Source organism: Paucibacter soli (assembly GCF_037482845.1).
In the GTDB taxonomy this organism is placed as follows: Bacteria; Pseudomonadota; Gammaproteobacteria; order Burkholderiales; family Burkholderiaceae_C; genus Paucibacter_B; species Paucibacter_B soli.
Window position 1 is genome coordinate 481,205 of sequence record NZ_JBBHJW010000001.1, and the last position, 21,730, is coordinate 502,934.

Below are 21,730 nucleotides of genomic sequence, written 5' to 3' on the forward strand. Positions count from 1 at the left end.
GTGCCGGCATGTCAAGAGAACTGCTCGACCACAGCCTCGAATTGCTGGCACCCCTGGGTGCGCTGCGCAGCCGCCGCATGTTCGGCGGCTGGGGCATTTATGTGGACGAGATCTTCATCGCCATCATTGCCTTCGAGCAGCTCTGGCTAAAGGCCGATGCCCAGACCATCCCGGCGTTCTTGCAGGCCGGTTGCGCGCCCTTTCGCTATGACAAGCAGGGCCAGCTCATGACCATGGCCTATTACACCGCGCCCGAGGAGGCGATGGAGTCGCCCGCGCTGATGCAGCCCTGGGCACGCCTGGCCTTGGCGGCGGCGCTGCGCGCCCGTGCGGCCAAACCGCCCGCTGCGCCAAAGCGCAAGCCTCAGGCGGGCCGCTCGACGCGCAGCTGATCGAAGTCCACCAGCGCCTCTTCGGCCCCATTCATGTAGAGCCGCTTGCGCTGGCGCGGGTAATCGCAAACGTCCTGCTCCAGCTGGGTCCGCGCCGCGATGAAGACCAGCGGCTCCGCGCCCGTGTTCAGCAGGGTATGGGCCGCGCCACGCTTGGCGAAGCCAAGAAAGTCGCCCGCCTCGACGGCATGCGCCTGCTCGTCGATGACGGCCGTGCCGCGCCCCGACAGGATGTAGAAGCACTGCTCCTCGTAGAGATGGCGGTGGTACTCGGTGGCCTCGCGGCCGGGCGCCAGCGTCATCAGATGAAAGCCCAGCGTCGTCATGCCGGTGGCGCCGCCCAGCGACTTGGCAAGGCGCACCGCATTGGCGTTCAGCAGATGGGTCTTGGACTGAGCGACCATGGCGGCAATCTCTGCCGCCTTCAACAGCGGATTGGCCATTGCTTCACAGCCTCTCAGGCCGCCGCCAGGGCCGAGCCGTCCGGCCGCGCCACCCGCCTGGCCTTGCTCAGCTGGCGCCACGCCTCCGGGCAGGCCAGCGGCGGCACCAGCAGCTGGAAGCGCGCGCTGGGCCAGGATTCCAGCACCACCTGCTCGCCCGAGCCGAGCAAGATGGCCTCGCCGGCGGCGAGCCAGACATCCTGGGCCGGCCGGTCGGCACGGCCGCTGCGGGTCAGCCAGACGCGCCCCTCCAGCACGCGCAACTCGCGCGCGCCCGGCCCGATCGGCAGGCTCAGGGCCTGGCCCTGGCCCAGCTCCCAGGCGGTGCCGGCATGGGCGGGGTGGAATGCGTCGATTGATGAATATTGAGCCAAAGACATGGAGTCCTCCTGATCCGCCCGCCGCGCTCGGCAGGCATGGGGCAATACTAGGAACTACCCGGAATTCGGTCCAATGAGTTGCACGCCCCGGATTGATACCATCTGCGCATGAATAGCAATGCCGCACGCCATCGCCCCCTCGCCATCGGCCCGCTGCGCGCCTTCGAGGCGGTGGCCAGGCTGCTCAGCTTCCGTGCGGCGGCCGAGGAGTTGCACCTCACGCAGCCGGCCATCAGCCGCCAGATCAAGAGCCTGGAGGACGAGATCGGCTGCACCCTGTTCCTGCGCGGCACCCGCCATGTCGAGCTGAGCAGCGACGGCGCGCTGCTGCGCACCCAGGTGCTGGGCATGATCGAGCGCCTGGACGCCACGGTGCGCCAGATCCGCCAGGCGCGCGGGCGCCGCGTCGTCAATGTCACCACCTTTGCCTCCTTCGCCTCGCTATGGCTGCTGCCGCGCCTGGAGGCCTTCCAACGCGAGCATGCCGACATCGACATCCGCGTCTCGGCGCTGGACCAGATCGTCGACATCGACGACAGCGAGATCGACCTCGCGCTGCGCTATTGCACGCCCGGCCAGGTGCCGCCCGGTGCGCTGCGGCTGTTTGGCGAGACCCTGGTGCCGGTGGCCAGCCCCTGGCTGGTCGAGCAGGCGGCCCGTGGCCTGGCACCGCCGCTGCGCCAGCCCGGCGACCTGGCCCAGCACAGCCTGGCCGAGGAAGACGACCAGCGCCCCACCGCCCAATACCTGAGCTGGCGGCGCTGGCTGGCCGAGCATGGCGCGCCCGAGCTGCAGCCGCGGCGCTGGATGTATCTGAACTTCACCTACCAGCAGATCCAGGCCGCGCTCTCGGGCCAGGCGGTGGCGCTGGCGCGGCTGGCGCTGGTGTCCGAATCGCTGCAGCGCGGCGAGCTGGTCGAGCCCTTCGGCCCGGCCGGGCGCATGAGCAGCCCCTCGGCCTATTGGTTGCTGCTGTCAGGCCAGGGCCGCAGCCGGCCCGAGGTGATGCAGTTCGCGCATTGGGTCGGGGCCCAGGCCGTGCTCACGCGCCGCGACATCGGCGAGACCCAGCATGGCGACGACGAGGGCGGCCTGGGCGAGCAGGATTGATTAGGGCATCTCAGCTGGCCTGGCTGGCCGGGTCGGCGGCCAGTTCACCCAGAAACCAGGCCCTGAACAGGCGCGCTTCCGGGCTCAGCGGCCGGCTCGGCTTGAGCAGCACATAACCCTCCAGCTGGCAGGACTGCGGCAGCGGGCGCACTAGCCGCCCCGCCGCCAGATCGGCGGCCACCAAGAGGTGGTTGCTGAGCGCCACCCCCTTGCCGGCCAGGGCCAGGTCCAGCACATCGCCGGCGCTGGTATAGGCCAGCTCGGCGCTCGGGCGCACACGCAGGCCAAAGCATTTGTGCAGCCAATGCGCCCACCAGCCGCCGTCGTTTTCATGCAGCAGAGGCCAGTCCAGCAGCGCGCGCGCGCTGGCCGGCGGGCCAAAACGCGCCAGCAGCTCGGGCGAGCAGACCGGAAAGATGGCGGGGCGCAGCAGCATCTCGGCGCTGGCCTGGAACTCCTCGGGCTCGCCAAAGGCGATGCCGAGGTCGGCGGACTCCGGCGGCACGTCAACGAAGCTGGGGTTGGATTCGATCACCACGCGTATGCCCGGATGGGCCGCGCAAAAGGCCGGCAGGCGTTGGCGCAGCCAGCGCGAGGCAAGACCTGGCACCACCAGCAGGCGCAGCCAGCGCTGTTGGCCGCGCGCGGTGATCTCCTGCGTGGCCTCGGCAATGCTGGCCAGGGCGGCATGGATCTGCTCGTGGTAGCGGCGGCCCTCGTCGGTCAGCACCACGCCGCGCGGCGTGCGCTCGAACAGCCGCAGCCGCAGCCGGTCTTCCAGGGCCTTGATGTGGCGGCCTATGGCCGGCTGCGTCACATGCAGCTCCTCGGCGGCGGCCACAAAGCTGCCCAGCCGCCCGGCGGCTTCAAAGGCGCGCACCGCGTTCAGCGGTGGCAGACGGGTCTTGTTGGCGGTGCTGGCATTCACGGGGCGCGATCTTAGCGTTTTGCCGCTCAGCTATTAGTTTTTGTACCAGCCAGCGGCACGAATTGCATGTTGTGGCCCGGGGGCTTGCTCCGTAGCCTTCGCAGCGTTTCACACCCTCCCCACAGCCTCCAGCATGCCGACGAATACCCAAGCGCTGATGCGCGAACGCTCAGGCCATCACTTCATCGAGGGCCGCTACCAGGCTGGCACGGGGCCGCGCCATGCGGTGCTGGACCCGGCGCTGGAGTCGCCCGTGGGCGACTATGCCGAGGCCAGCCCGGCCGAGATCGAACAAGCGCTGCAGGCCGCGCAGGGCGCGCAGCGTGCCTGGTGGGCGCACAGCGCGCTGGAGCGTGCCGAGGCCCTGCACCAGGTGGCCAATGCCATCGAGGCGCTGGCCGATGGCGTGGGCGAATGCCTGACGCGCGAGATGGGCAAGCCCTACCGCGAGGCACGCTGGGAGGCGGGTGCCGCGGCCTCGGCCTTTCGCTACTACGCCGAGCTGGCCCGGCATGAGCAGGGCCGCGTGGCCGGCAATGCCGTGGCCGGCCAGCTGCAGATGACGCTCAAGGAGCCGCTGGGCACGGTGGTGGCCATCGTGCCCTTCAACTTCCCCGCCCTGCTGTTCGGCTGGCAGGCGGCGGCGGCGCTGGCGGCCGGCAATGCCCTCATAGCCAAGCCCTCGGAACTCACGCCGCTGACGCTGCTGCTGATGATGCCGGCCTTCGCTCACCTGCCCGCCGGCCTGGTGCAGCTGCTCACCGGCGGCGCGGCGCTGGGGCGTGCGCTGGTGGAATCGGAGCGCACCCACGCGGTGGCCTTCACCGGCAGCCTGGCGGCGGCCCAGGCGGTGGCGCAGGGCGCCGCGCGGCGCTTCAAGCCCACGCTGATCGAGGCCTCGGGCAACGATCCCTTCATCGTCATGCCCTCGGCGCCGCTGGCGGTGGTGGCGCGCGCGGCGGCCTTTGCGGCCTTTCTCAACTGCGGCCAGGTCTGCACCTCGGCCGAGCGCTTTTATGTGCATGCCGATGTCTACGAGGCCTTTGTCGCCGCGCTGACGCAAGAGGCGCGCGCGCTGCGCCTGGGCCATGGCCTGAGCGCGGTGGACATTGGGCCGCTGGCCAGCGAGCGCGGCCGCGCTCAGGTGGAGGCCATCGTGGCGCGCGCGCTGGCGCAGGGCGCGCGCCTGCGCTGCGGCGGGCGGCGCCCCGAGCAGCTGTCCAGGGGCTGGTTCTACGAACCCACCGTGCTGGAGGTGAGCCATGCCATGGACATCATGCATGGCGAAAGCTTCGGGCCGCTGGCGCCGGTGTGCAAGGTGGCCAGCCTGGACGAGGCCATCGCCCTGGCCAACGATTCCGAGTTCGGCCTGGGCGCCCATATCTACACCCAGGACCTGGCCGAGGCGATGCGCGCGGTGCACGAGATCGAGTCGGGCATCGTCTGGGTCAACACCCCGCTGAACGACAACGACGCCGTGCCCTTTGGCGGGCGCAAGCTCACCGGCAGCGGGCGCGAGTTGGGCGGCGAGGGCCTGGAGCAGTTCCGGCGCGCCAAGATGGTGATGCTGGCGCCGCAGGCCCTGCCCGACCCCGAGTGGTTCCCCTACCCGGATGACGAGGCCTTCAGCGCCCCGGCCGAGGTGCGCTCGTGATGCCCAAGGCGCGCGTCGACGCGCCGCTGGCGGCCCGCAGCTTCTATGCCGCCTCGCTGCCGGAGGCGCCCGCCCATGCGCCGCTGCAGGGCGAGGCCAGCTGCGATATCGGCATCGTCGGCGGCGGGCTGGCGGGCCTGTCGGCCGCCATCGAGCTGGCCGGCCAGGGCTTTTCGGTGCGCCTGCTGGAGGCGCAGCGCCTCGGGGCCGGCGCGAGCGGGCGCAATGGCGGGCAGGTGATCCATGGCCTGGCCTGCGAGACGGCCGAGCTGGAGCGGCAGCTCGGCGATGCGGCGGCACGCCAGGTGTTTCAGATGACGCTGGACGCGATCGCGCTGATCCATGCGCGCTGCGCACGCTTTGCCATCGACTGCGACTGGTGCGAGGGCTGGCTGGCCGTGGCCACCAGCGCGGGCAAGGCGCGCGCCCTGCTGCAGGACGCCGAACGCCTGCAGGCGCGCTATGGCCATGCCCTGCGGCCTATCGCCCAGAGTGAGCTGCCAGGCTGGATTGACAGCGCGCGCTTCAAGGCCGGCGCCTACGACGCCCGCTCGGGCCATCTGCATCCCCTGAAGTACGCACAAGGCCTGGCGCGCGCGGCCGCCTCGCTGGGCGTGCACTTGCACGAGGGCAGCGAGGTGCTGGCGCTGACGCATGGCGTGCAGCCGCAGCTGCGCACCGCGCAAGGCCTGCTGCGCTGCCGCCAGGTGCTGCTGGCGGGCAACGCCCAGCTCAACGGCCTGCAGCCCGCGCTGGCGGCGCGCCTGCTGCCGCTGGGCTCCTACATCATCGCCAGCGCACCGCTCAGCCCGGCACTGGCCCTGCGCCTCATCCCCTGTGGTGCGGCGGTCTGCGACACCAATGCGCTGCTGGACTATTTCCGCTTCGCCGCCGATGGCGCATCCCAGCGCATGTTGTATGGCGGCCGGGTGCGCTACGGCAGGGCCTCGACGGCCCAGCTGGTGGCTTGCCTAAGCGCCCGCATGCGGCGCAGCTTCCCGGCGCTTGCGGGCCTGCCGATCGAGCATGCCTGGGGTGGCCTGGTGGATGTGACGCTCAACCGCGCGCCCGACTTCGGCCGCCTGGGCTTGCACCGCAATGTGTATTACCTGCAGGGCTTTTCCGGCCATGGCCTGGCCCTGAGCGGGCTGGCCGGGCAGATGGTGGCCGAAGCCATGGGCGGCGACGCCAAGCGCTTCGACGTGTTCGCCCGCCTCCAGCACCGGCCCATCCCGGGTGGGCGCTGGCTGCGCGGGCCCGCCCTGCTGCTGGGCATGGCCTGGTACCAGCTGCGCGACGCCCTGTCATGAGCGCCTGCATAACGTCTTTATTCCATTCCCCACTTTTTGTTGCATGGAGATCTGTTGCATGAAAACCGAGAAGATTGCTGTCCTGACCCTGGCGGCCTGCTGCCTGGCGCTGCCGCTGGCGGCGCGCGCCGATGCCGAGGAGGCGGTGCTGAACGTCTACAACTGGTCGGAGTACATCGGCGACGACACCATCGCGCTGTTCGAGAAGGAGACCGGCATCAAGGTGCGCCTGGACACCTTCGACAGCAACGAGATCCTGCATGCCAAGCTGGTGGCCGGGCGCAGCGGTTACGACATCGTGATTCCCTCCTCGACCTGGGCCAAGCTGCAGATCGACGGCGGCCTGCTGCGCAAGCTGGACAAGAGCCAGCTGCCCAATCTCAAGCACCTCGATCCGGCGTTGCAGGCCGAGCTGGCCAAGGCCGACCCCGGCAACCAGCATATGGTGAGCTGGCTGTGGGGCTATACCGCCGTGGGCATCAATGTCGAGAAGGTCAAGGCCGCCCTGGGCAGCCTGCCCATGCCCGAGAACGCCTGGGACCTGGTGTTCAAGCCCGAGTACATGAGCAAGCTCAAGAGCTGCGGTGTCTCCTTCCTGGACTCGCCCTCCGAGATCATGCCGGTGGCGCTGCAATACCTGGGCAAGCCGCCCGACAGCCGCAATCCGGCCGACTACACCCAGGCCACCCAAATGCTCAAGGCGGTGCGCCCGCATATCGCGCTGTTCAGCTCATCGGGCGGTTATCTGAACGACCTGGCCAAGGGGGCGCTGTGCGCATCGATAGGCTGGTCGGGCGACTTCGGCAATGCCCGCCAGCGCTCCAAGCAGGCCGGCCTCAACTACAACATCCAGACCCTGATCCCCAAGAGCGGCAGCCTGCTGTTCTTCGACGGCATGGTGATACCGGCCGACGCACCGCACCCCAGCAACGCGCACAAATTCATCAACTTCATCCTGCGCCCCGAGATCCACGCCGGCCTGAGCAACAAGCTGTACTACGCCAACGCCAACCTGGCCTCGCGCAAGTTTGTCAGGCCCGAGGTGGCGCAGGACACGACGGTGTTCCTGGGGCCCGCCGACCTGGCCAAGATGGTCGCGCCCGAGCCGCTCAACAACGATCTGCGCCGCCTGATGGCGCGCAGCTTCACCTCCTTCAAGACCGGCATCTGAGGCCAGCAGCATGATGATGATGAAACCCATATGCATGTCGCTGCTGGCGCTGGCTGCGATGGCCGCAGTGCCGGCCAGGGCACAGACCGATCTGGTCAAGGAAGTGCAGGCCCTGCGCGAGCGCCTGGCCGAGGTGGAGGCGCGCCTGCACGCCGCCACGCCGCAGCCTGGGCAGTGGGGCATGACGCCCGAGCAGGCGCGCGAGTTCAGCCGCCTGAGCCTGAAGGCCGAGGCCCTGGAGGACGCACGCGATGCCAGCGGCCTGCGCCAGCTGCGCATCAGCGGCTATGCCGACCCGGTGCTGATGCTCAACCGGCGCCAGAACCGCGCGGGCGCGCAGTTCCTCAACCCGGTGGGCGACGACGGCTACAACTACGACAACTCCTACTTCGGCAGCGCCGCCATCGACTTCCAGAAGGAGACCGAGAGCGGCACCCGCTGGCGCTTCACCCTGGTACCGAATCGCAGTGCGGGCGCGGTGCTGGACGCGCGCTCGCCGGTGCATGAGGCATCCTTGTCGATGCCGCTCACCGATCTGCAGACGCGTTTGATTGCAGGCCAGATTCCCGACTGGACCGGCTACGAGTATGTGCAGCCCCAGGTCAACAAGCTGATCACGCACAACCTGCTGTTCGACTTCACCATCCCCACCGCCTATACCGGTGCCGGCCTGGAACTCACGCGCGGCAAGTGGATCATCAAGTCGGTGCTGGGCAATGTGAACGCCACACGCAAGGCGCCGGGCCAGAAGACGCCGACGCTCTCGTACCGGGTGGACTATGCCAAGGGCGAGTTCGAGGGCTTCGGCTTCACCGGCAGCCATGGCAAGTACGGCAATCTGGCCGATCCGAGCGGGCGGCCCACGCGCTTCGATCTGCTCGAGGCCGATGCCTATTTCATCCGCGGTGACCTGACGCTGCAGGGCCAGCTCAGCTGGGGGCGACAGCGCGGCGCCGCGATTGCGCCCGACCCGCTGAGCGGAGCGCTGCGCGATGCGCGCTGGGCCGGGATCTCGGTGCTGCTGGCCTACAAGCTCAGTCCGCGCCTGGAGCTGGTGGCACGCGCCGACCATCTGCGCAACGCCAGCAACGGCGGCGGCCTGTTCGGCTTCACCGGCTACTGGGACCCGGCCAATGGCAGGCTTGGCGACGGCCGCAACGGCATCGGCGTGGACGGCCGCGCCGGCTGCCTCGTCGACGCCACGCTGCCTGCCTGCAGCCGCGGCGCGAACCGCAGTGCGCTGAGTCTGGGCGCCAGCTACCAGCTCGACCTCAACACCAGCCTGCGCTTCGAGTACCGCCTCGACCATGCAGACGTGGCCAGCTTCGTCGATACCCGCGACATGAGCTGGCACCGCGGCAACCAGGTGCTGGGCGGCTCGGTGGTGGTGAGCTTCTGAGCTGGTCCATATAGGGGTGGGTCCCCTATAGTCCTTGCACGCCGGCGCGGCGCTTGGAGCGGATATGCGGCCTGTGTCCAGACGAGACTTCCTCAACGGCATGCTGCTGGCCGGCGCCAGTGGCCCGGCGCTGGCGCAGCCACCGGCCGCCAGCTACCCGCCCGCGCTGGGCGGCCTGCGCGGCAGCCATGCCGGCTCCTTCGAGGCCGCGCATGCGCTGGCCTGGACGGGCCAGTCCAGCGCCGGCCCGCTGGCCGCGGCGGCCGAGACGGTGGACCTGATCGTGATCGGCGCGGGCATCAGCGGCCTGGCGGCGGCGCATTACTACCGCGAGACCGTCAAGCGCGACGCGCGCGTGCTGATACTCGACAACCACGACGACTTCGGTGGCCATGCGCGGCGCTGCGAGTTGGACGTGGACGGGCAGACCTACCTCAGCTATGGCGGCACCCAGTCGATCGATTCACCCGAGCGCTGGAGCCCGCAGGCCAGCGCCCTGCTGCGCACCCTGGGCATAGACCTGGAGCAGCTGCGCGAGGCCTACGATCTCGGCTTCTTCAAGCGCCACGGCCTCACCCTGGGCACCTTCTACGACCAGCCAAGCTGGGGCCGTGCGGCGCTGCTGCAGGGCGGCCTGCCGACCCGCCGCAGCACGCGCTACTACAGCCACCATTACCTGCCCGGGCTGGCCGCCGCGCCCGCGTTTGCGGCCACGCTGGCGGCGGCCCCGCTCACGGCCGCGCAGGCCGCGGCGCTGCGCGCGGTGCTGGCCGGCGCACCCGCCGCCGCCAGCGCCTACTTCGCCGGCCCGCGCGGGCGGGCGCGTTTCGAGAAAGGCCGCTATGCGGACTTCCTCAAGTCGGTCTATGGCATTGCCGACCCCGCGCTGATCGCGCTGCTGAGCATGCCGCTGGTGGAGGACATGGCGCTGGGCGGGCATGCGGTGCGGCTGGCCGATGCCTTCGAGGGCGGCCTGCTGGGCCTGCCGGGCGTGGCCGCGGTGCGCGACTGGTGGGACGGGCCCGAGCCGGAGGAGCTGCCCGCCGAGCTGGCCGATGACGAGAGCGCCTATGTCTACCATTTCCCCGACGGCAATGCGAGCATCGCGCGCCTGCTGGTGGCCCGGCTGATCCCCGGCGCGGCAAGCTGCCGCAGCGTGGAGGAATGCCTGGCGGCGCGCCTGGACTATGGCGCGCTGGACCGGCCCGGCCAGCCAGTGCGCCTGCGCCTGAACAGCCTGGCAGTGCTGGCGCAGAACACCGCGCAGGGCACAAGGGTGCGCTATCGGCGCGGCGCGGGCCTGTACGAGGTGCGCGCCCGGCACACCGTGATGGCGGGCTGGCACATGATGGCCGCCCACCTAATGCCAGAACTGCCGGCGCGCCAGCGCGAGGCCATGCGGGCCAATATCAAGATTCCCATGGTCTACGCCCAGGTGGCGCTGCGGCAATGGGCGCCGCTGAAGAAGAGCGGCGTGGCGGCGGCCTATTGCCCGGGCTCCTTCTTCCAGTTCGTGCAGATGGACTTTCCCGTTGCGCTGGGGCATTGGCAGCCGCGCCGCGAGCCGGATGCGCCCATGGTGCTGCTGATGATACGCAGCCCCTGCCCCATGCTGGGCGAGGGCAGCCCCTCCGAGCTGTTCCGCCAGGGGCGCGCCGAGCTGCTGGGGCAATCGTTCGATGACTTCGAGCTGCAGATCCGCGCCCAGCTGAGCGCCATGTACGGGCCCAATGGCTTCGACGCCAAGCGCGATATCGCCGCCATCACGGTGCACCGCTGGCCGCATGGCTTTGTCTACGGCGAGGCGCTGCTGGGCGGCGTGCCGGCGCACCACCTGGCGCGCCGGCGCCATGGGCGCATCGCCATCGCCAATGCCGACGCCGCGGGCAGCGCCTACACCCAGGCCGCCATCGACATGGCCTGGCGGGCCGTCAGGGAATTGGCAAGCCTGGCTTGAGTGCAGCCCTGGCCTGCTACGGCGCCACCAGCTCGCGCTCGGTCAGGATCAGCGTCAGCGGCTGGTCATGCGGCTCGATCGCGAAGGCCACCTCACCGCCGCTCCAGCCCAGGCCTATGCTGGTGACGCCCGGATGCTTGGCCAGCCAGCGGTCGAAATAGCCGCCGCCATAGCCCAGCCGATAGCCCTCGCGGGTGAAGCCCAGGCAGGGCACCAGCAGCACGTCGGGCACAAGCACCGCGCCGGCGCTGCTGGGGATGCCGCACCCGTCCTGCAGCGCGGGCGGCTCGCCCTGCCAGCGCCGGTACTCCATCTGCCTGCCCTCCTTGCGGGCGAATGGCAGGGCCAGGCCGCATGGTTTGAGCATGCCGTGCGACTGCGCGAACTCTGCTGCGTTAAATTCCCCTTCGAAGGGCCAGTAGAGACCCAGGCATTCGGGCTCTAATTGAGCCAGCAGTTCACGCAGCGCCGCGGCCTGCGCGGCCTGCGCCTTTTGTGCCTCCGCGCTCGCCCACCATTGCGCGCGCGCGGCCAGCAAATGACGGCGCAGCGCGGCGCGCTCGTGCGGCAGGGTGGCGTGGTCTGGCTGCATCGGCGGTTGATCCAGGAAGAGAGAGAGAAGAGATTTTGTCGGCAGTATATGGAGCACTGAATCTGCAGCGCCTGGCGCTCGCGCTGGCCTGCGCGCTGGGTATTTCCGGCGCCGCGGCGCAGGAGGCTGCGCCAAGCCCCAAGCCCGAGCTGATCGGCGAGGCGCGCGAGGCCCTGCGCCTGAAGGACAAGAAGCGCCTGGCGGGCGTGAACACCCTTGCGCAAGCGCAGCAATACCCGCTCGCGGCCTGGATCGACTACTGGGACCTGGGCCTGCGCCTGACCGAGCTGAGCCAGGCGGATCTGGAGGGCTTTTATGCGCGCTGGCCCGGCAGCTACGTGGAAGACCGCTTGCGCAACGACTGGCTGCTGGAGCTGGGCCGGCGGCGCGACTGGGGCAATTTCGCGCGCGAGCTGCCGCGTTTCAAGATGGCCGACGACCGCGAGGTGGCCTGCTACGGCCTGCTCACCGAGCACCTGGCCGGCCGCGATGTGCGGGCCGCGGCGCGCGCGGCCTGGCTGGCGCAAAAGGATGGCGACGACGGCTGCCAGCTGCTCGCCAGCACAATGCTGGAGGCCAAGCTGCTCAAGCCCGAGGACGTCTGGCTCAAGCTGCGCCTGAGCTTCGAGCTGAACCGGCCGCGCGCCATCAAGCAGGCCAGCGCCCTCCTGCCCAAGGGCCTGGCCCTGCAGGTGGGCGAGCTGCAGGACCACACCGCGCGCTACCTGGCGCGCAAGGCCTCGGTGCTGGGCCGCAGCCATGCCGAACTCAGCACCCTGGCGCTGCTGCGCCTCGGCGCCAGCGACACCGGCCAGGCCGCCGAACTGCTGGGCCAGTGGGAGGCCAGGCTGCCGCAGGACCTGGCCGCCTGGGCCTGGGCGCAGCTGGGCCGGCAGGCCGGCTTCAAGCTGCTGCCGGAAGCCGCCGACTACTACGCGCGCGCCTTCCGCCTGCTCGACAGCAAACACCAGGGCGCCGCAGAGTGGAGCGACGACACCCTGGGCTGGGCGGTGCGCGCCGCGCTGCGCGCCGACATGGGCGCCGGCCGCCCGGCGCTGGCGCTGCAGGCCCTGGGCCTGATGAGCGCGAAGGAGCAGCAGGAAACGGCCTGGCAATACTGGCGCGCCCGCGCCCTGCAGGCCGCCGCGGCCGATGGCCCCAAGGGCGAGCCGCAGCGCGCTCAGGCGCGCCAGCTGCTGCAGGGCCTGGCCTCGCCGCTGAGCTTCTACGGCAAGCTGGCCGCCGACGAGCTGGAACAGCGCCTGCCGCTGCCGCCCGCGCCGGCCGCGCTCACGCCGATGGAGAAAGGCCTGGCCTCGGTGCACCCCGGCCTGAACCGCAGCCTGCTGCTGATCGCCGCCGGCCTGCGCAACGAGGGCGTGCGCGAGTGGAACTATTCGCTGCGCGGCATGAGCGACCGCGAACTGCTGGCCGCCGCCGCCCTGGCCTGCGAGCGCGAGATCTGGGATCGCTGCATCAACACCAGCGAACGCACCAAGGCCGAGGTCGACCTGAGCCAGCGCTATCCCCTGCCCTTCCGCAACGAGGTGCTGGCCAAGGCGCGCGAGATCGGCCTCGACCCCGCCTATGTCTACGGCCTGATACGCCAGGAGTCGCGCTTCATCATGGACGCGCGCTCGCATGTGGGCGCCTCCGGCCTGATGCAGGTGATGCCCGCCACCGCGCGCTGGACCGCCAAGAAGGCCGGCCTCGACTACAAGCCCGAATACCTCACCGACCGCGACTTCAATCTGCGCATAGGCACCAACTACCTGAAGCTGGTGCTGGACGATTTCGGCGGCTCGATGGCGATGGCCGCGGCCGCCTACAACGCCGGCCCCGGCCGGCCGCGCCGCTGGCGCGAGGGGCCGGTGATCGACGCCGCCCTGTGGGCCGAGAGCATCCCCTTCAACGAGACGCGCGACTATGTGAAGAAGGTGCTGTCCAACGCCACCGTCTACGCGCGCCTGCTCGGTGCCGAGCCCAGCGCCTTGCGCGAGCGCCTGGGCAAGCTGATCGGCCCACGCGAGGCCAGCGCACCGAGCAGCAACCAGGAACTGCCATGAACGAGCGCACCAAAATCCTGATACTCGGCGGCACGGGATTCGTCGGCCGGGCCCTGTGCGAGCAATTGCTGCGTCAGCATGGCGGCGCGGCGGCCATCACGGTGCCCAGCCGACGCCCCGCGGCGCACCGCAGCCTGCGCATCCTGCCCGGGCTGACGCTGGCCGAGGCCGATGTGCACGACCCGGCCCAGCTCACGCGGCTGCTGCGGGGCCAGGATCTGGTGGTCAATCTGGTGGCCATCCTGCACGGCGACGAGGCCGCCTTCGAGCGCGCCCATGTGCAGCTGCCGCGCAGCCTGGCGGCGGCCTGCCACAGCGCGGACGTGCGCCGCCTCATCCATGTCAGCGCGCTGGGCGTCGGGCCGAACGCCCCTTCGCGCTATCTGCGCTCCAAGGCGCGCGGCGAGGCCGAGCTGCAGGCCGCCGGTCTGGACCTGACCCTGCTGCGGCCCTCAGTGATGTTTGGCGCCGACGACCGCTTCCTGAACCTGTTCGCGGCCCTGCAGGCCTGGCTCCCCCTGATGCCACTGGCGGGCGCGGACGCGCAGTTCCAGCCGGTCTGGGTGGAGGACGTGGCGGCCGCCATCCTGCGCTGCATGCAGGACCGCAGCAGCATCGGCAAGACCTACGAGTTGGCCGGCCCGCAGCGGCTGCGCCTGCGCGAGCTGGTGCAGCTGGCCGGCCGCCTGAGCGGCCACGAGCGCCCTGTGCTGCCGCTGCCCGCCCTGCTGGCCCAGGCGCAGGCCCTGCTGATGGAATGCCTGCCGGGCGAGCCCATGATGTCGCGCGACAACCTGGCCTCGATGCAGGTCCCGAATATCGCCAGCGGCAGCCTGCCCGGCCTGGCCGAGCTGGGCATCCAGGCCCATGCGCTGGAAGCCATCGCGGCGGACTACCTGCGCAGCGGCGCCAGCAGCATGGACCTGCTGCGCCGCGGCGCGCACCGCTGAACGAAATACCCTCTCACAACCCGGAGCAAGATCCCCCATGCAACTCGTGATCGGCAACAAGAACTACTCGTCCTGGTCGATGCGCCCCTGGGTGCTGCTGAAGGCCTTCGACATCCCCTTCAGCGAGCGCAAGCTGCGCTTCGACTTCACGCCCGGCTCCAGCTTCTACCGGGCCATGGCCGAGCTCACACCGGCGGCCAAGGTGCCGGTGCTGCTGCTGGACGGGGAAGACGACGGCTTCGCCGTCTGGGACAGCCTGGCCATCGCCGAGACGATTGCTGATCGCCACCCCGAGCTGGCGATCTGGCCGCGCGATGCACGCCAGCGTGCGCGCGCACGCAGCCTGTGCGCCGAGATGCATGCCGGCTTTGGCGGCCTGCGCAGCCTCTGCCCGATGAATGTCGAGGCCGATCTGAGCGCGGTGGGTGAGCGCCTGCTGGCCAGCGAACCCAAGCTGCGTGCCGACCTGGCGCGCATGCAGGCAGCCTGGGAAGAGGCGCTGGCGGCCAGCGGCGGGCCCTTCCTGTTCGGCGCCTTCAGCGCCGCAGACGCTTACTTCGCGCCGGTGGTGATGCGCGTCACGCGTTACGGCCTGCCCATGTCCGAGCCCTGCCAGCGTTATCTGGCCGCCATGCAGGCCCACCCCGCGGTGGCCGCCTGGGTGGCCGACGCGCTGGCCGAGCAGGACTTCATCGCCGACGACGAGCCCTACCGCGTCAGCGGCGGGCCCAAGGGCCAGTTGCGCTGATGCAGATCTACAAGGTCGGCGGCGCGGTGCGCGACGCCCTGCTGGGCCGCCCGGTGGCCGACATTGACTGGGTCGTCGTCGGGGCCCGGCCCGAGCAGCTGCTGGCCCTGGGCTACCAGCCGGTGGGCCGCGACTTCCCGGTGTTTCTACACCCCAAAAGCAAGCAGGAATACGCGCTCGCGCGCACCGAGCGCAAGACCGCGCCGGGCTACCACGGCTTTGCCTTCCATGCCGCCCCCGAGGTCACGCTGGAGCAGGACCTGGCGCGCCGCGATCTGACGATCAACGCGATGGCCGAGGATGAGTCCGGCCGCCTCATCGACCCCTATGGCGGCCAGCGCGATCTGGCCGACAAGGTCTTGCGCCATGTCTCGCCGGCCTTTGCCGAGGACCCGGTGCGCATCCTGCGGCTGGCGCGCTTTGCGGCGCGCTTGCCCAGCTTCACGGTAGCGCCCGAGACCCTCACGCTGATGCGCGAGATGGTGGTAGCCGGCGAGGTCGACGCGCTGGTGGCCGAGCGCGTCTGGCAGGAATTCGCGCGCGGCCTGATGGAGGCGCAGCCCTCGCGCATGCTGGCCGTGCTGCGCGAGTGTGGCGCGCTGGCGCGCCTGCTGCCCGAGCTGGAGCGCCTGTTCGGCATGCCGCAGCCGGCCCAGCACCACCCCGAGATCGACACCGGCGTGCATATGTTGATGGTGCTGGACGCCTGCGCCGCGCTGGCCGCGCCGCTGACGGTGCGCTATGCCTGCCTGTGCCACGACCTCGGCAAGGGCCTCACGCCGCCAGAGGCGCTGCCGCGCCACATCGCCCACGAGAGCCGCGGCCTGCCACTCACCAGGCAAGTTAGCGAACGCTGGCGCGTGCCGAGCGACTGCCGCGAGCTCGCCGAGCTGATGACGCGCGAGCACACCCATGTGCACCAGAGCCTGGATTTCACGCCGCAGGCGCGCCTGAACCTGCTGGAGCGCTGCGACGCGCTGCGCCGCCCCGAGCGCTTTGCCGAGCTGCTATTGGCCTGCGAATGCGATGCGCGCGGCCGCCTCGGGCTGGAACAGCGGCCCTATCCGCAGCGCCCCGAGCGCTTGGCCGATCTGCGCTGCCTGCAAGGGCTGAACCAGGCCGAACTCAGCGCCGCGGCGCTGGCGCAAGGCCTCAAGGGGCCGCAGATCGGCGCGGCGATTGCGAAGGCGCGGCTGGCGGCGCTGGCGGCGCTGGGATCCACCTAGAACACATAGAGCAGCGCCAGCTCCGGCACCCATTCCTGCGTTCGGGTGCTTGGCTGCCGCACACCGCCTACCGCATTTCCTGCGCGCCACAGCGTCGCCAATTCACCTTCGCTCAGCTGCTCCTGCCGCCAACCCAGGCCGGCGCCCAGCTGCCAGGCGGGTGCATCGGGAATGCTCCATTGCAGTTGCAGCTGCAGGCCCAGCTGGCGCTGCAGCCGGCCGCTGGGCAGGTCCACGGGGTCGGCGATCGGCAGTTCGAGGTGCAGCCGGCCCGCGGGGCCAACAGCCCATTCGCCCTGCAGCATGTACTGCCAAGCCGGGCTGAGTTCGCCGTGCAGGCGCAGCCCCAGGCCCAGCCGATAGCGGCGATGCCGCTCGGGGTAGCCGCGCACCGCGCCGGCATCCGCCAGCTCTCTATGAATCTGCTGCCACTCGCTCAGCAGCCCGAGCTCCAGCGCCGGCGCGACGCGCTGCCACAGCTGTGCCTGCAGGCGGGTATCGCGCAGCTCGGCCGTGGTGGCGAGGGCCTGGCCCTGGTTGCTCTGGCCCTGGTAGGCGCGCTCGCCCTTGCCCCGCTGCGCGCGCAATTCCAGCGCAGGCCAGCCCTCCGTGCAGGCGGCGCGCAGCTCCAGCGCTGCGCCGGGCAGACGCCCCCGCTCGCTCAAGAGCCGCCGACCCTGGGCATCATCGAACTCGGCCCAGCGGCTTTCGGCCTGCTGCAGCGCCAGGCCCAGCTGCTGCAGGCCGCAGGAGGCGTACGCTGCCGCCGGCGCCAGCAATATCAGCAGCGACAGCTGGGCGCGCGCCAACAGGCTCAATGCAGCTCGCTCCAGCTCTTGAAGCTGCTCAGCTCGAACTGGCCGTTGCCGTCGGCGTCCAGCTCCAGCAAGACGCGGCCATCGCTTTGCACCGTCATGCGCAGCAGGCTGTCGGCGGCGCCGCGCACCAGCAGTTGGCCCGCGCTGGGATCGCTGCGGCCCGAGAGCTGCAGCAGGGGCACGGCGGTTTCCAGATTGATGCGCTTGGATTCCAGGCTGGAGCTGGTGAGCGCGCCGCGCGCGGTGCTGCTGGTCTGGAAGCCCAGGCCTTGCGGCGCGGTCTGAAGCGTCAGCGCGAAGTTCTCCAGCTTCTGCGAGAAGTCCGTGCCGCCCACGCGCCCCGAGGAGCTGAAGCTGGCCACGTCCATGCTCAGGCTCATCCGGTTCGCGCCCGACGCGGTCAGCGAGACGCGGATCAGGCCGTCGCCGCTGACCTTGCTGATGCCGGTGGTGGCGGTGAAGCCGCTGAGTTTGAGATCCAGGCCGGCACTGAAGCTGTTGGAACCAAACTCGCCGCTGGCGCTGGTGACGGTGATTTCCATCTTGCCGTCCATGCTCACGCCGTCTTCCTTGCAGGCCACGGCGGTCATGGCCATGCCATCGCCCGCATCGATCTTGCCGTTGCCATTGGCATCGGTCAGCACCGCGTCGATACGCCCGCCGCCGGCGCAGGGGGTGGACTGGTTGGTGGTTGCGCCCTGCACCAGGGGCAGGCCCGCCTTGTTGCGGAACCAGGCCGGCAGCGCCTGCACCTGCCGGGCCGCGAGCGCCAGCAGCGAGGGCGCCGCGGCGGCGTCGGCACCGGTCACCAGTCCGGCGGAGCCGAGCAGGTACTGGCTGCTGGACAGCGATTGCTGCGCCACGCTCTGGTAATTGCCGCTGGTAATGGCCAGGGCCGTGGGCGCCGGCGCCGGGCCGGGCCCGTTGCCGCCATCGCCACCGCCGCCGCCACCGCAGGCCGCCAGGAAGAGCGTGCCGGTGGCCGCAAGAATCGCCAGCTTGTGGCGCTGAAGATGTTGATGCATATGAGTGACTCCCTCTGCTTGGGCGTGGGTGCAGCCTTGATGGCAGGCCGCCTGCGCCGGGTATGTACGAGCGGGCGCAGTTTAGGGCCGGCGGCCCGGGCCGAGCCTCCCCCTAAAGGGTGTGGCAGCGATCCCCACGCGCAAAGCCGATGGCCTCGAAGGGTTCGCCGGCCACAAAGCCGATCACCTTGAAGAGCTCGCCCATCTCGTGCTCGGCGATCAGCTTGTGCGCCATCACGCGCTGCGGCAGCTCGGCCGCGGCCATCAGCTCGACCAGGCCGCAGTTGATGAGGAAATGCGCCTGCGATGTGTAGCCCAGCACGGTCAGGCCGGCCTCCTGGCCGGCCAGCGCGATGCCGCTGAAGTTGACATGAGCGGTGATGTCCTTGAGCCCCACCAGGGCCAGCGGGTCGGCGTCGGCGCGGTGCTCGTGGTGGCACATCAGGGTGCCGCCCAGGCGCTGCGGGTGGTAGTACTCGCGCTCGGGGAAGCCGTAGTCGAGCAGGAAGATCGCGCCGCTGGTAAGCCGCTGCGCGAGCGTGCGCACAAAGGCCTCGGCCTGCGGGTGGATCTCGGTAACGCTGCCGGGCAGCATCTGCTCGTGCAGCGGCGGACGCAGCGCGCTGGGCCGGTCGGCAAAAGCAAGACCTGACCCTTCGGCCGTCACATCGGTAACCACACCGCGCTCGCACCAGACGCAGCCATCAAAACTCAGCAGCTGCACCGGCATCGCGTCCAGCACCTCATTGCCAAGCACCACGCCCTGCATGGTGTCGGGCAGGCGGTCCAGCCATTCGAGCTTGTGCGCCCAGGGCCGCAGGCGCTCGGCCTGGCGCGCGCGCAGCGTGCCCGAGAGGTCGACGATGCGGTAGCGCCGCACGCGCTCGCCCAGCGCCTCCAGCAATTGCGCCGCCAGCGCGCCGGTGCCGGCGCCGAACTCCCAGACCTCGTCGCTGCCGCTGGCCTCCAGCGCCTGCGCCACCTGCGCCGCCAGGGCGCGGCCGAACAGGGGCGAGAGCTCGGGCGCGGTGACGAAGTCCGAGCCGCTGCCCGGCATCAGCCCGAACTTCTGGCGCTGGTTGGCGTAGTAGCCCAGGCCGGGCGCATAGAGCGCCAGCGCCATGAAGCGATCGAAGGGCAGCCACCCCCCAGCTTGTTCGATCTCGCGCTGGATCAGGGCGGCTAGTTCGGGCGCGGTCTGGGCATGGCTCATGCCCCGATTGTAGAAACGCGGCCGCGCAGCCAGGCCTCGAAGGCCGCGGCCGACATCGGCGCGCCGATCGCCTCGCCCTGCACCTCGTCGCAACCCCATAGCGCCAGCGCTTCCCATTGCGCGCTGCTGCGCACGCCCTCGGCGCTGACGCGCAGACCCAGGCCCTTGGCCATCTGCAGCATGGCGCGCGTGATCGCCACCGCGCCCTCGTCGTCGGGCAGGCCGGCAACAAAGCTCTGGTCGATCTTGAGCTTGTCCAGCGGCAGCAGGGTCAGGTGCGAGAGCGAGGTGTAGCCGGTGCCGAAGTCGTCCACCGAGATATGCAGGCCCAGGGCGCGCAGGCTGGCGAGCGTCTCGGGCACGCCGCTCAGGTCTTCGGTCAGCATGCGCTCGGTGAGCTCCAGCTCCAGCCAGGCGCCCGGCACGCCGGCCTGCTCCAGCACCTGGGCCACCGAGCGCGCAAAGCTGGCGAGGCGGAACTGCATGCTGGAGAGGTTCACCGCGATCGGCACCTCGGCCACGCCGCTCTCGTGCCAGATGCGCGCCTGGCGCGCCGCCTCGCGCATCACCCATTCGCCCAGCGGCAGCATCAGGCGATGCTTCTCGGCCACCATGATGAAGGCCTCGGGGCTCAAGAGGCCGCGCTGCGGATGCTGCCAGCGCAGCAAGGCCTCGGCGCCGCTGAGCGCGCCGGTGCGCGCGTCCACCTGGGGCTGGTAGTAGAGCGCGAACTCGTCGCGCGCGATCGCATGCGCCAGCTCGCTCTCCAGCACCAGGTCGGCATAGGCGTTGGCCGCCATCGAGGGCTCGAAGAATTCGTAGGTGGCGCGGCCGCTGGACTTGGCCAGGTACATGGCGGTGTCGGCATGCTGCAGCAGCTCCTCGGGGCTGTCGCCATGTTCGGGAAACATCGCCACGCCGATCGAGGGCGTGACCGAGAGGTCGCGGCCATCGGCGCGCACCGGCACCTCCACCACGCTCAGCAGCGCCATCAGCACCACATGCACATCGTCGCGGCCGCTCACCTCGTCGAGCAGCACCACGAACTCGTCGCCGCCAAAGCGGCCCACCGTGTCGGTGGCGCGCAGGCAGGCGCCGATGCGCTCGGCCACGGTGCGCAGCACCTGGTCGCCCTCCAGATGGCCGAGCGAATCGTTGACGCGCTTGAAATTGTCGAGGTCGATGAACAGCAGGGCGAGCTGCCGCGCGTCGCGGCGCGCCGCCAGCAGGCGCTCGCGCAGCCGCTCGAGAAAGGCGCCGCGATTCAGCAGGCCGGTGAGCGCATCGTGATGCGCCAGGTGGTGCATGCGCTGCTGCGCCGCCAGGCGCTCGCGGATGTCGCGCACGATGGTCATGCGCAGCTTCTCGCCGCCGCGCCAGAGCGTGCGCACGATGAATTCAACGTCGATGCGGCTGCCGTCCTTGTGCAGCACCGCCGTCTCGTAGCGCGTTTCCTCGCTGCGGCCCATCACCTGGCTGACCCTGTGCAGCTGGTCGGGCGCCACCAGAGCCAGGGCCGAGCGGCCCAGCAGCTCGGCCAGGCTGTAGCCCACCAGCTGACACAGCGGTGCGTTGGCATCGGTGATGACGCCGTCGCGGTGGAACACGATGCCCTCCACCGAGGCGTGCATGAACTTCGCCATGCGCTCCTCGGACTCGCGCACCGCGATCTCGGCGACGCGATGGCGCGTGATGTCGGCGATCAGCACGAAGCTGGCGCGCGACTCGCCCTTGGCGTCCAGATGCGGGATCAGGTTCACCTCGATCCAGCGCGGTGCGGCGTTCGGGCTTTCGAGCTTGCGCTCGTACACCACCGCCACCTGTTCCTGCAGCACGCGGTCCACATGCGGCTGGATCTCCCTGGCGGCCGCCTCGCCTATCACCTCGGCAAAGGTGCGGCCGACGATGCTTTGCTCGTCCAGGCCGAACATGCGCGCGTAGCCGCGGTTGGCGAACAGGCATTGCTCGGTCTTGGCGTCGTAGAGCGCGATCAGCACCGGCACGTTGTCGGCCAGCAGGCGCAGTTGCGCGGCTTGCTCCTGCGCGCGCAGCTGGGCGCGCTTGCTGGCCGAGATATCGGTCCAGAGGCAGACATGGCTGGCGCCCTCGGCGTCCCAGCGCGAGCGGCAGCTCAGCCAGGTCGGGGCGCTGGCGCGGGTCTGCAGTTCGAGTTCGAAGTCCTGCGGCAGCGCCCATTGCGCGCACAGCTGCGCCTCGGCCTCGGGGCGCAGCCAGCCCCAATCGGTCTGGCCCTGGCTGAGCAGGACGAACTGTGCATTGCGTTCGAGGATGGTGCCGCTCGCATCGACGCGGGTCGCGGCACTTGGCAGCAGTTCCCAGCCCTTCAT

19 protein-coding genes are annotated in these 21,730 nt (G+C 70.3%); 11 read left to right on the forward strand and 8 right to left on the reverse strand.

Annotation, left to right across the window (positions count from 1 at the left end; translation table 11 throughout):
- Window positions 1-8: 8 nt before the first annotated feature.
- Complete coding sequence (locus WG898_RS02190) at window positions 9-392, forward strand: TfoX/Sxy family protein (protein WP_339601145.1); 384 nt, start codon at window positions 9-11, stop codon at window positions 390-392.
- On the opposite strand, the gene WG898_RS02195 is transcribed toward WG898_RS02190, so the two are convergent.
- A complete protein-coding gene (locus WG898_RS02195) occupies window positions 365-835 on the reverse strand; it encodes a cupin domain-containing protein (RefSeq protein WP_339601146.1) in 471 nt (156 codons plus the stop codon). The two genes, WG898_RS02190 and WG898_RS02195, sit on opposite strands and share 28 nt — an antisense overlap.
- A 14-nt stretch (window positions 836-849) precedes the next feature.
- Window positions 850-1,215, reverse strand: a complete 366-nt coding sequence (locus tag WG898_RS02200; RefSeq protein ID WP_339601147.1) for a DUF2917 domain-containing protein — start codon at window positions 1,213-1,215, stop codon at window positions 850-852.
- 108 nt (window positions 1,216-1,323) lie between these two features.
- Between WG898_RS02200 and WG898_RS02205 the strand changes: the two genes are divergently transcribed.
- The gene (locus tag WG898_RS02205) at window positions 1,324-2,325 is read left to right on the forward strand and encodes a LysR family transcriptional regulator (protein ID WP_339601148.1); all 1,002 of its coding nucleotides are present in this window, start codon (window positions 1,324-1,326) and stop codon (window positions 2,323-2,325) included.
- Window positions 2,326-2,335: 10 nt separating this feature from the next.
- On the opposite strand, the gene WG898_RS02210 is transcribed toward WG898_RS02205, so the two are convergent.
- Complete coding sequence (locus WG898_RS02210) at window positions 2,336-3,253, reverse strand: LysR substrate-binding domain-containing protein (RefSeq protein ID WP_339601149.1); 918 nt, start codon at window positions 3,251-3,253, stop codon at window positions 2,336-2,338.
- 157 nt (window positions 3,254-3,410) lie between these two features.
- Here WG898_RS02210 and WG898_RS02215 point away from each other — a divergent pair, with 157 nt between their 5' ends.
- From WG898_RS02215 to WG898_RS02235, 5 genes are all read left to right on the forward strand, one after another.
- Window positions 3,411-4,907: an aldehyde dehydrogenase family protein gene (locus tag WG898_RS02215; RefSeq protein WP_339601150.1), complete on the forward strand. Its 1,497-nt coding sequence runs from the start codon at window positions 3,411-3,413 to the stop codon at window positions 4,905-4,907.
- The gene (locus tag WG898_RS02220; protein WP_339601151.1) at window positions 4,907-6,217 is read left to right on the forward strand and encodes an NAD(P)/FAD-dependent oxidoreductase; all 1,311 of its coding nucleotides are present in this window, start codon (window positions 4,907-4,909) and stop codon (window positions 6,215-6,217) included. Before WG898_RS02215 ends, WG898_RS02220 begins: the two co-directional genes overlap by 1 nt.
- Window positions 6,218-6,275: 58 nt before the next feature.
- Entirely contained in the window at window positions 6,276-7,388 is a 1,113-nt protein-coding gene (locus WG898_RS02225) for a polyamine ABC transporter substrate-binding protein (RefSeq protein ID WP_339601152.1), read from the forward strand.
- Between the two features lie 19 nt (window positions 7,389-7,407).
- Window positions 7,408-8,787, forward strand: coding sequence for a DUF3138 family protein (locus WG898_RS02230; protein ID WP_339601153.1), 1,380 nt, complete (start codon window positions 7,408-7,410; stop codon window positions 8,785-8,787).
- 73 nt (window positions 8,788-8,860) lie between these two features.
- The gene (locus WG898_RS02235; RefSeq protein WP_339601154.1) at window positions 8,861-10,744 is read left to right on the forward strand and encodes an NAD(P)-binding protein; all 1,884 of its coding nucleotides are present in this window, start codon (window positions 8,861-8,863) and stop codon (window positions 10,742-10,744) included.
- Window positions 10,745-10,760: 16 nt separating this feature from the next.
- Here WG898_RS02235 and WG898_RS02240 read toward each other — a convergent pair whose 3' ends face one another.
- The gene (locus WG898_RS02240; RefSeq protein WP_339601155.1) at window positions 10,761-11,336 is read right to left on the reverse strand and encodes a 5-formyltetrahydrofolate cyclo-ligase; all 576 of its coding nucleotides are present in this window, start codon (window positions 11,334-11,336) and stop codon (window positions 10,761-10,763) included.
- Between the two features lie 35 nt (window positions 11,337-11,371).
- Between WG898_RS02240 and WG898_RS02245 the strand changes: the two genes are divergently transcribed.
- The 4 genes from WG898_RS02245 to WG898_RS02260 are packed head-to-tail and all read left to right on the forward strand — an operon-like array spanning window position 11,372 to window position 16,326.
- On the forward strand, window positions 11,372-13,402 hold the full coding sequence (locus WG898_RS02245; protein ID WP_339601156.1) for a lytic transglycosylase domain-containing protein: 2,031 nt from the start codon (window positions 11,372-11,374) through the stop codon (window positions 13,400-13,402).
- On the forward strand, window positions 13,399-14,352 hold the full coding sequence (locus WG898_RS02250) for a complex I NDUFA9 subunit family protein (RefSeq protein ID WP_339601157.1): 954 nt from the start codon (window positions 13,399-13,401) through the stop codon (window positions 14,350-14,352). The genes WG898_RS02245 and WG898_RS02250 overlap by 4 nt, the downstream gene beginning before the upstream one ends.
- 37 nt (window positions 14,353-14,389) lie before the next feature.
- Window positions 14,390-15,100, forward strand: a complete 711-nt coding sequence (locus WG898_RS02255) for a glutathione S-transferase family protein (RefSeq protein ID WP_339601158.1) — start codon at window positions 14,390-14,392, stop codon at window positions 15,098-15,100.
- Complete coding sequence (locus WG898_RS02260) at window positions 15,100-16,326, forward strand: multifunctional CCA addition/repair protein (protein WP_339601159.1); 1,227 nt, start codon at window positions 15,100-15,102, stop codon at window positions 16,324-16,326. The genes WG898_RS02255 and WG898_RS02260 overlap by 1 nt, the downstream gene beginning before the upstream one ends.
- On the opposite strand, the gene WG898_RS02265 is transcribed toward WG898_RS02260, so the two are convergent.
- The 4 genes from WG898_RS02265 to WG898_RS02280 form a co-directional block, all read right to left on the reverse strand.
- Window positions 16,323-17,144: a hypothetical protein gene (locus WG898_RS02265; RefSeq protein WP_339601160.1), complete on the reverse strand. Its 822-nt coding sequence runs from the start codon at window positions 17,142-17,144 to the stop codon at window positions 16,323-16,325. The genes WG898_RS02260 and WG898_RS02265 overlap by 4 nt on opposite strands.
- The gene (locus WG898_RS02270) at window positions 17,141-18,169 is read right to left on the reverse strand and encodes a hypothetical protein (RefSeq protein ID WP_339601161.1); all 1,029 of its coding nucleotides are present in this window, start codon (window positions 18,167-18,169) and stop codon (window positions 17,141-17,143) included. Before WG898_RS02270 ends, WG898_RS02265 begins: the two co-directional genes overlap by 4 nt.
- Before the next feature lie 112 nt (window positions 18,170-18,281).
- Entirely contained in the window at window positions 18,282-19,382 is a 1,101-nt protein-coding gene (locus WG898_RS02275; RefSeq protein ID WP_339601162.1) for a class I SAM-dependent methyltransferase, read from the reverse strand.
- On the reverse strand, window positions 19,379-21,730 hold the full coding sequence (locus WG898_RS02280) for a putative bifunctional diguanylate cyclase/phosphodiesterase (protein ID WP_339601163.1): 2,352 nt from the start codon (window positions 21,728-21,730) through the stop codon (window positions 19,379-19,381). Before WG898_RS02280 ends, WG898_RS02275 begins: the two co-directional genes overlap by 4 nt.

Bases quoted from the DNA above. Each gene is read 5' to 3' on its own strand.
- WG898_RS02240 (WP_339601155.1), bottom strand. From the start codon at position 11,336: ATGCAGCCAGACCACGCCACCCTGCCGCACGAGCGCGCCGCGCTGCGC.
- WG898_RS02200 (WP_339601147.1), bottom strand. From the start codon at position 1,215: ATGTCTTTGGCTCAATATTCATCAATCGACGCATTCCACCCCGCCCAT.
- WG898_RS02250 (WP_339601157.1), top strand. From the start codon at position 13,399: ATGAACGAGCGCACCAAAATCCTGATACTCGGCGGCACGGGATTCGTC.
- WG898_RS02205 (WP_339601148.1), top strand. From the start codon at position 1,324: ATGAATAGCAATGCCGCACGCCATCGCCCCCTCGCCATCGGCCCGCTG.
- WG898_RS02225 (WP_339601152.1), top strand. From the start codon at position 6,276: ATGAAAACCGAGAAGATTGCTGTCCTGACCCTGGCGGCCTGCTGCCTG.
- WG898_RS02255 (WP_339601158.1), top strand. From the start codon at position 14,390: ATGCAACTCGTGATCGGCAACAAGAACTACTCGTCCTGGTCGATGCGC.
- WG898_RS02260 (WP_339601159.1), top strand. From the start codon at position 15,100: ATGCAGATCTACAAGGTCGGCGGCGCGGTGCGCGACGCCCTGCTGGGC.
- WG898_RS02270 (WP_339601161.1), bottom strand. From the start codon at position 18,169: ATGCATCAACATCTTCAGCGCCACAAGCTGGCGATTCTTGCGGCCACC.
- WG898_RS02275 (WP_339601162.1), bottom strand. From the start codon at position 19,382: ATGAGCCATGCCCAGACCGCGCCCGAACTAGCCGCCCTGATCCAGCGC.
- WG898_RS02195 (WP_339601146.1), bottom strand. From the start codon at position 835: ATGGCCAATCCGCTGTTGAAGGCGGCAGAGATTGCCGCCATGGTCGCT.
- WG898_RS02190 (WP_339601145.1), top strand. From the start codon at position 9: ATGTCAAGAGAACTGCTCGACCACAGCCTCGAATTGCTGGCACCCCTG.
- WG898_RS02230 (WP_339601153.1), top strand. From the start codon at position 7,408: ATGAAACCCATATGCATGTCGCTGCTGGCGCTGGCTGCGATGGCCGCA.
- WG898_RS02215 (WP_339601150.1), top strand. From the start codon at position 3,411: ATGCGCGAACGCTCAGGCCATCACTTCATCGAGGGCCGCTACCAGGCT.
- WG898_RS02280 (WP_339601163.1), bottom strand. From the start codon at position 21,730: ATGAAGGGCTGGGAACTGCTGCCAAGTGCCGCGACCCGCGTCGATGCG.
- WG898_RS02220 (WP_339601151.1), top strand. From the start codon at position 4,907: ATGCCCAAGGCGCGCGTCGACGCGCCGCTGGCGGCCCGCAGCTTCTAT.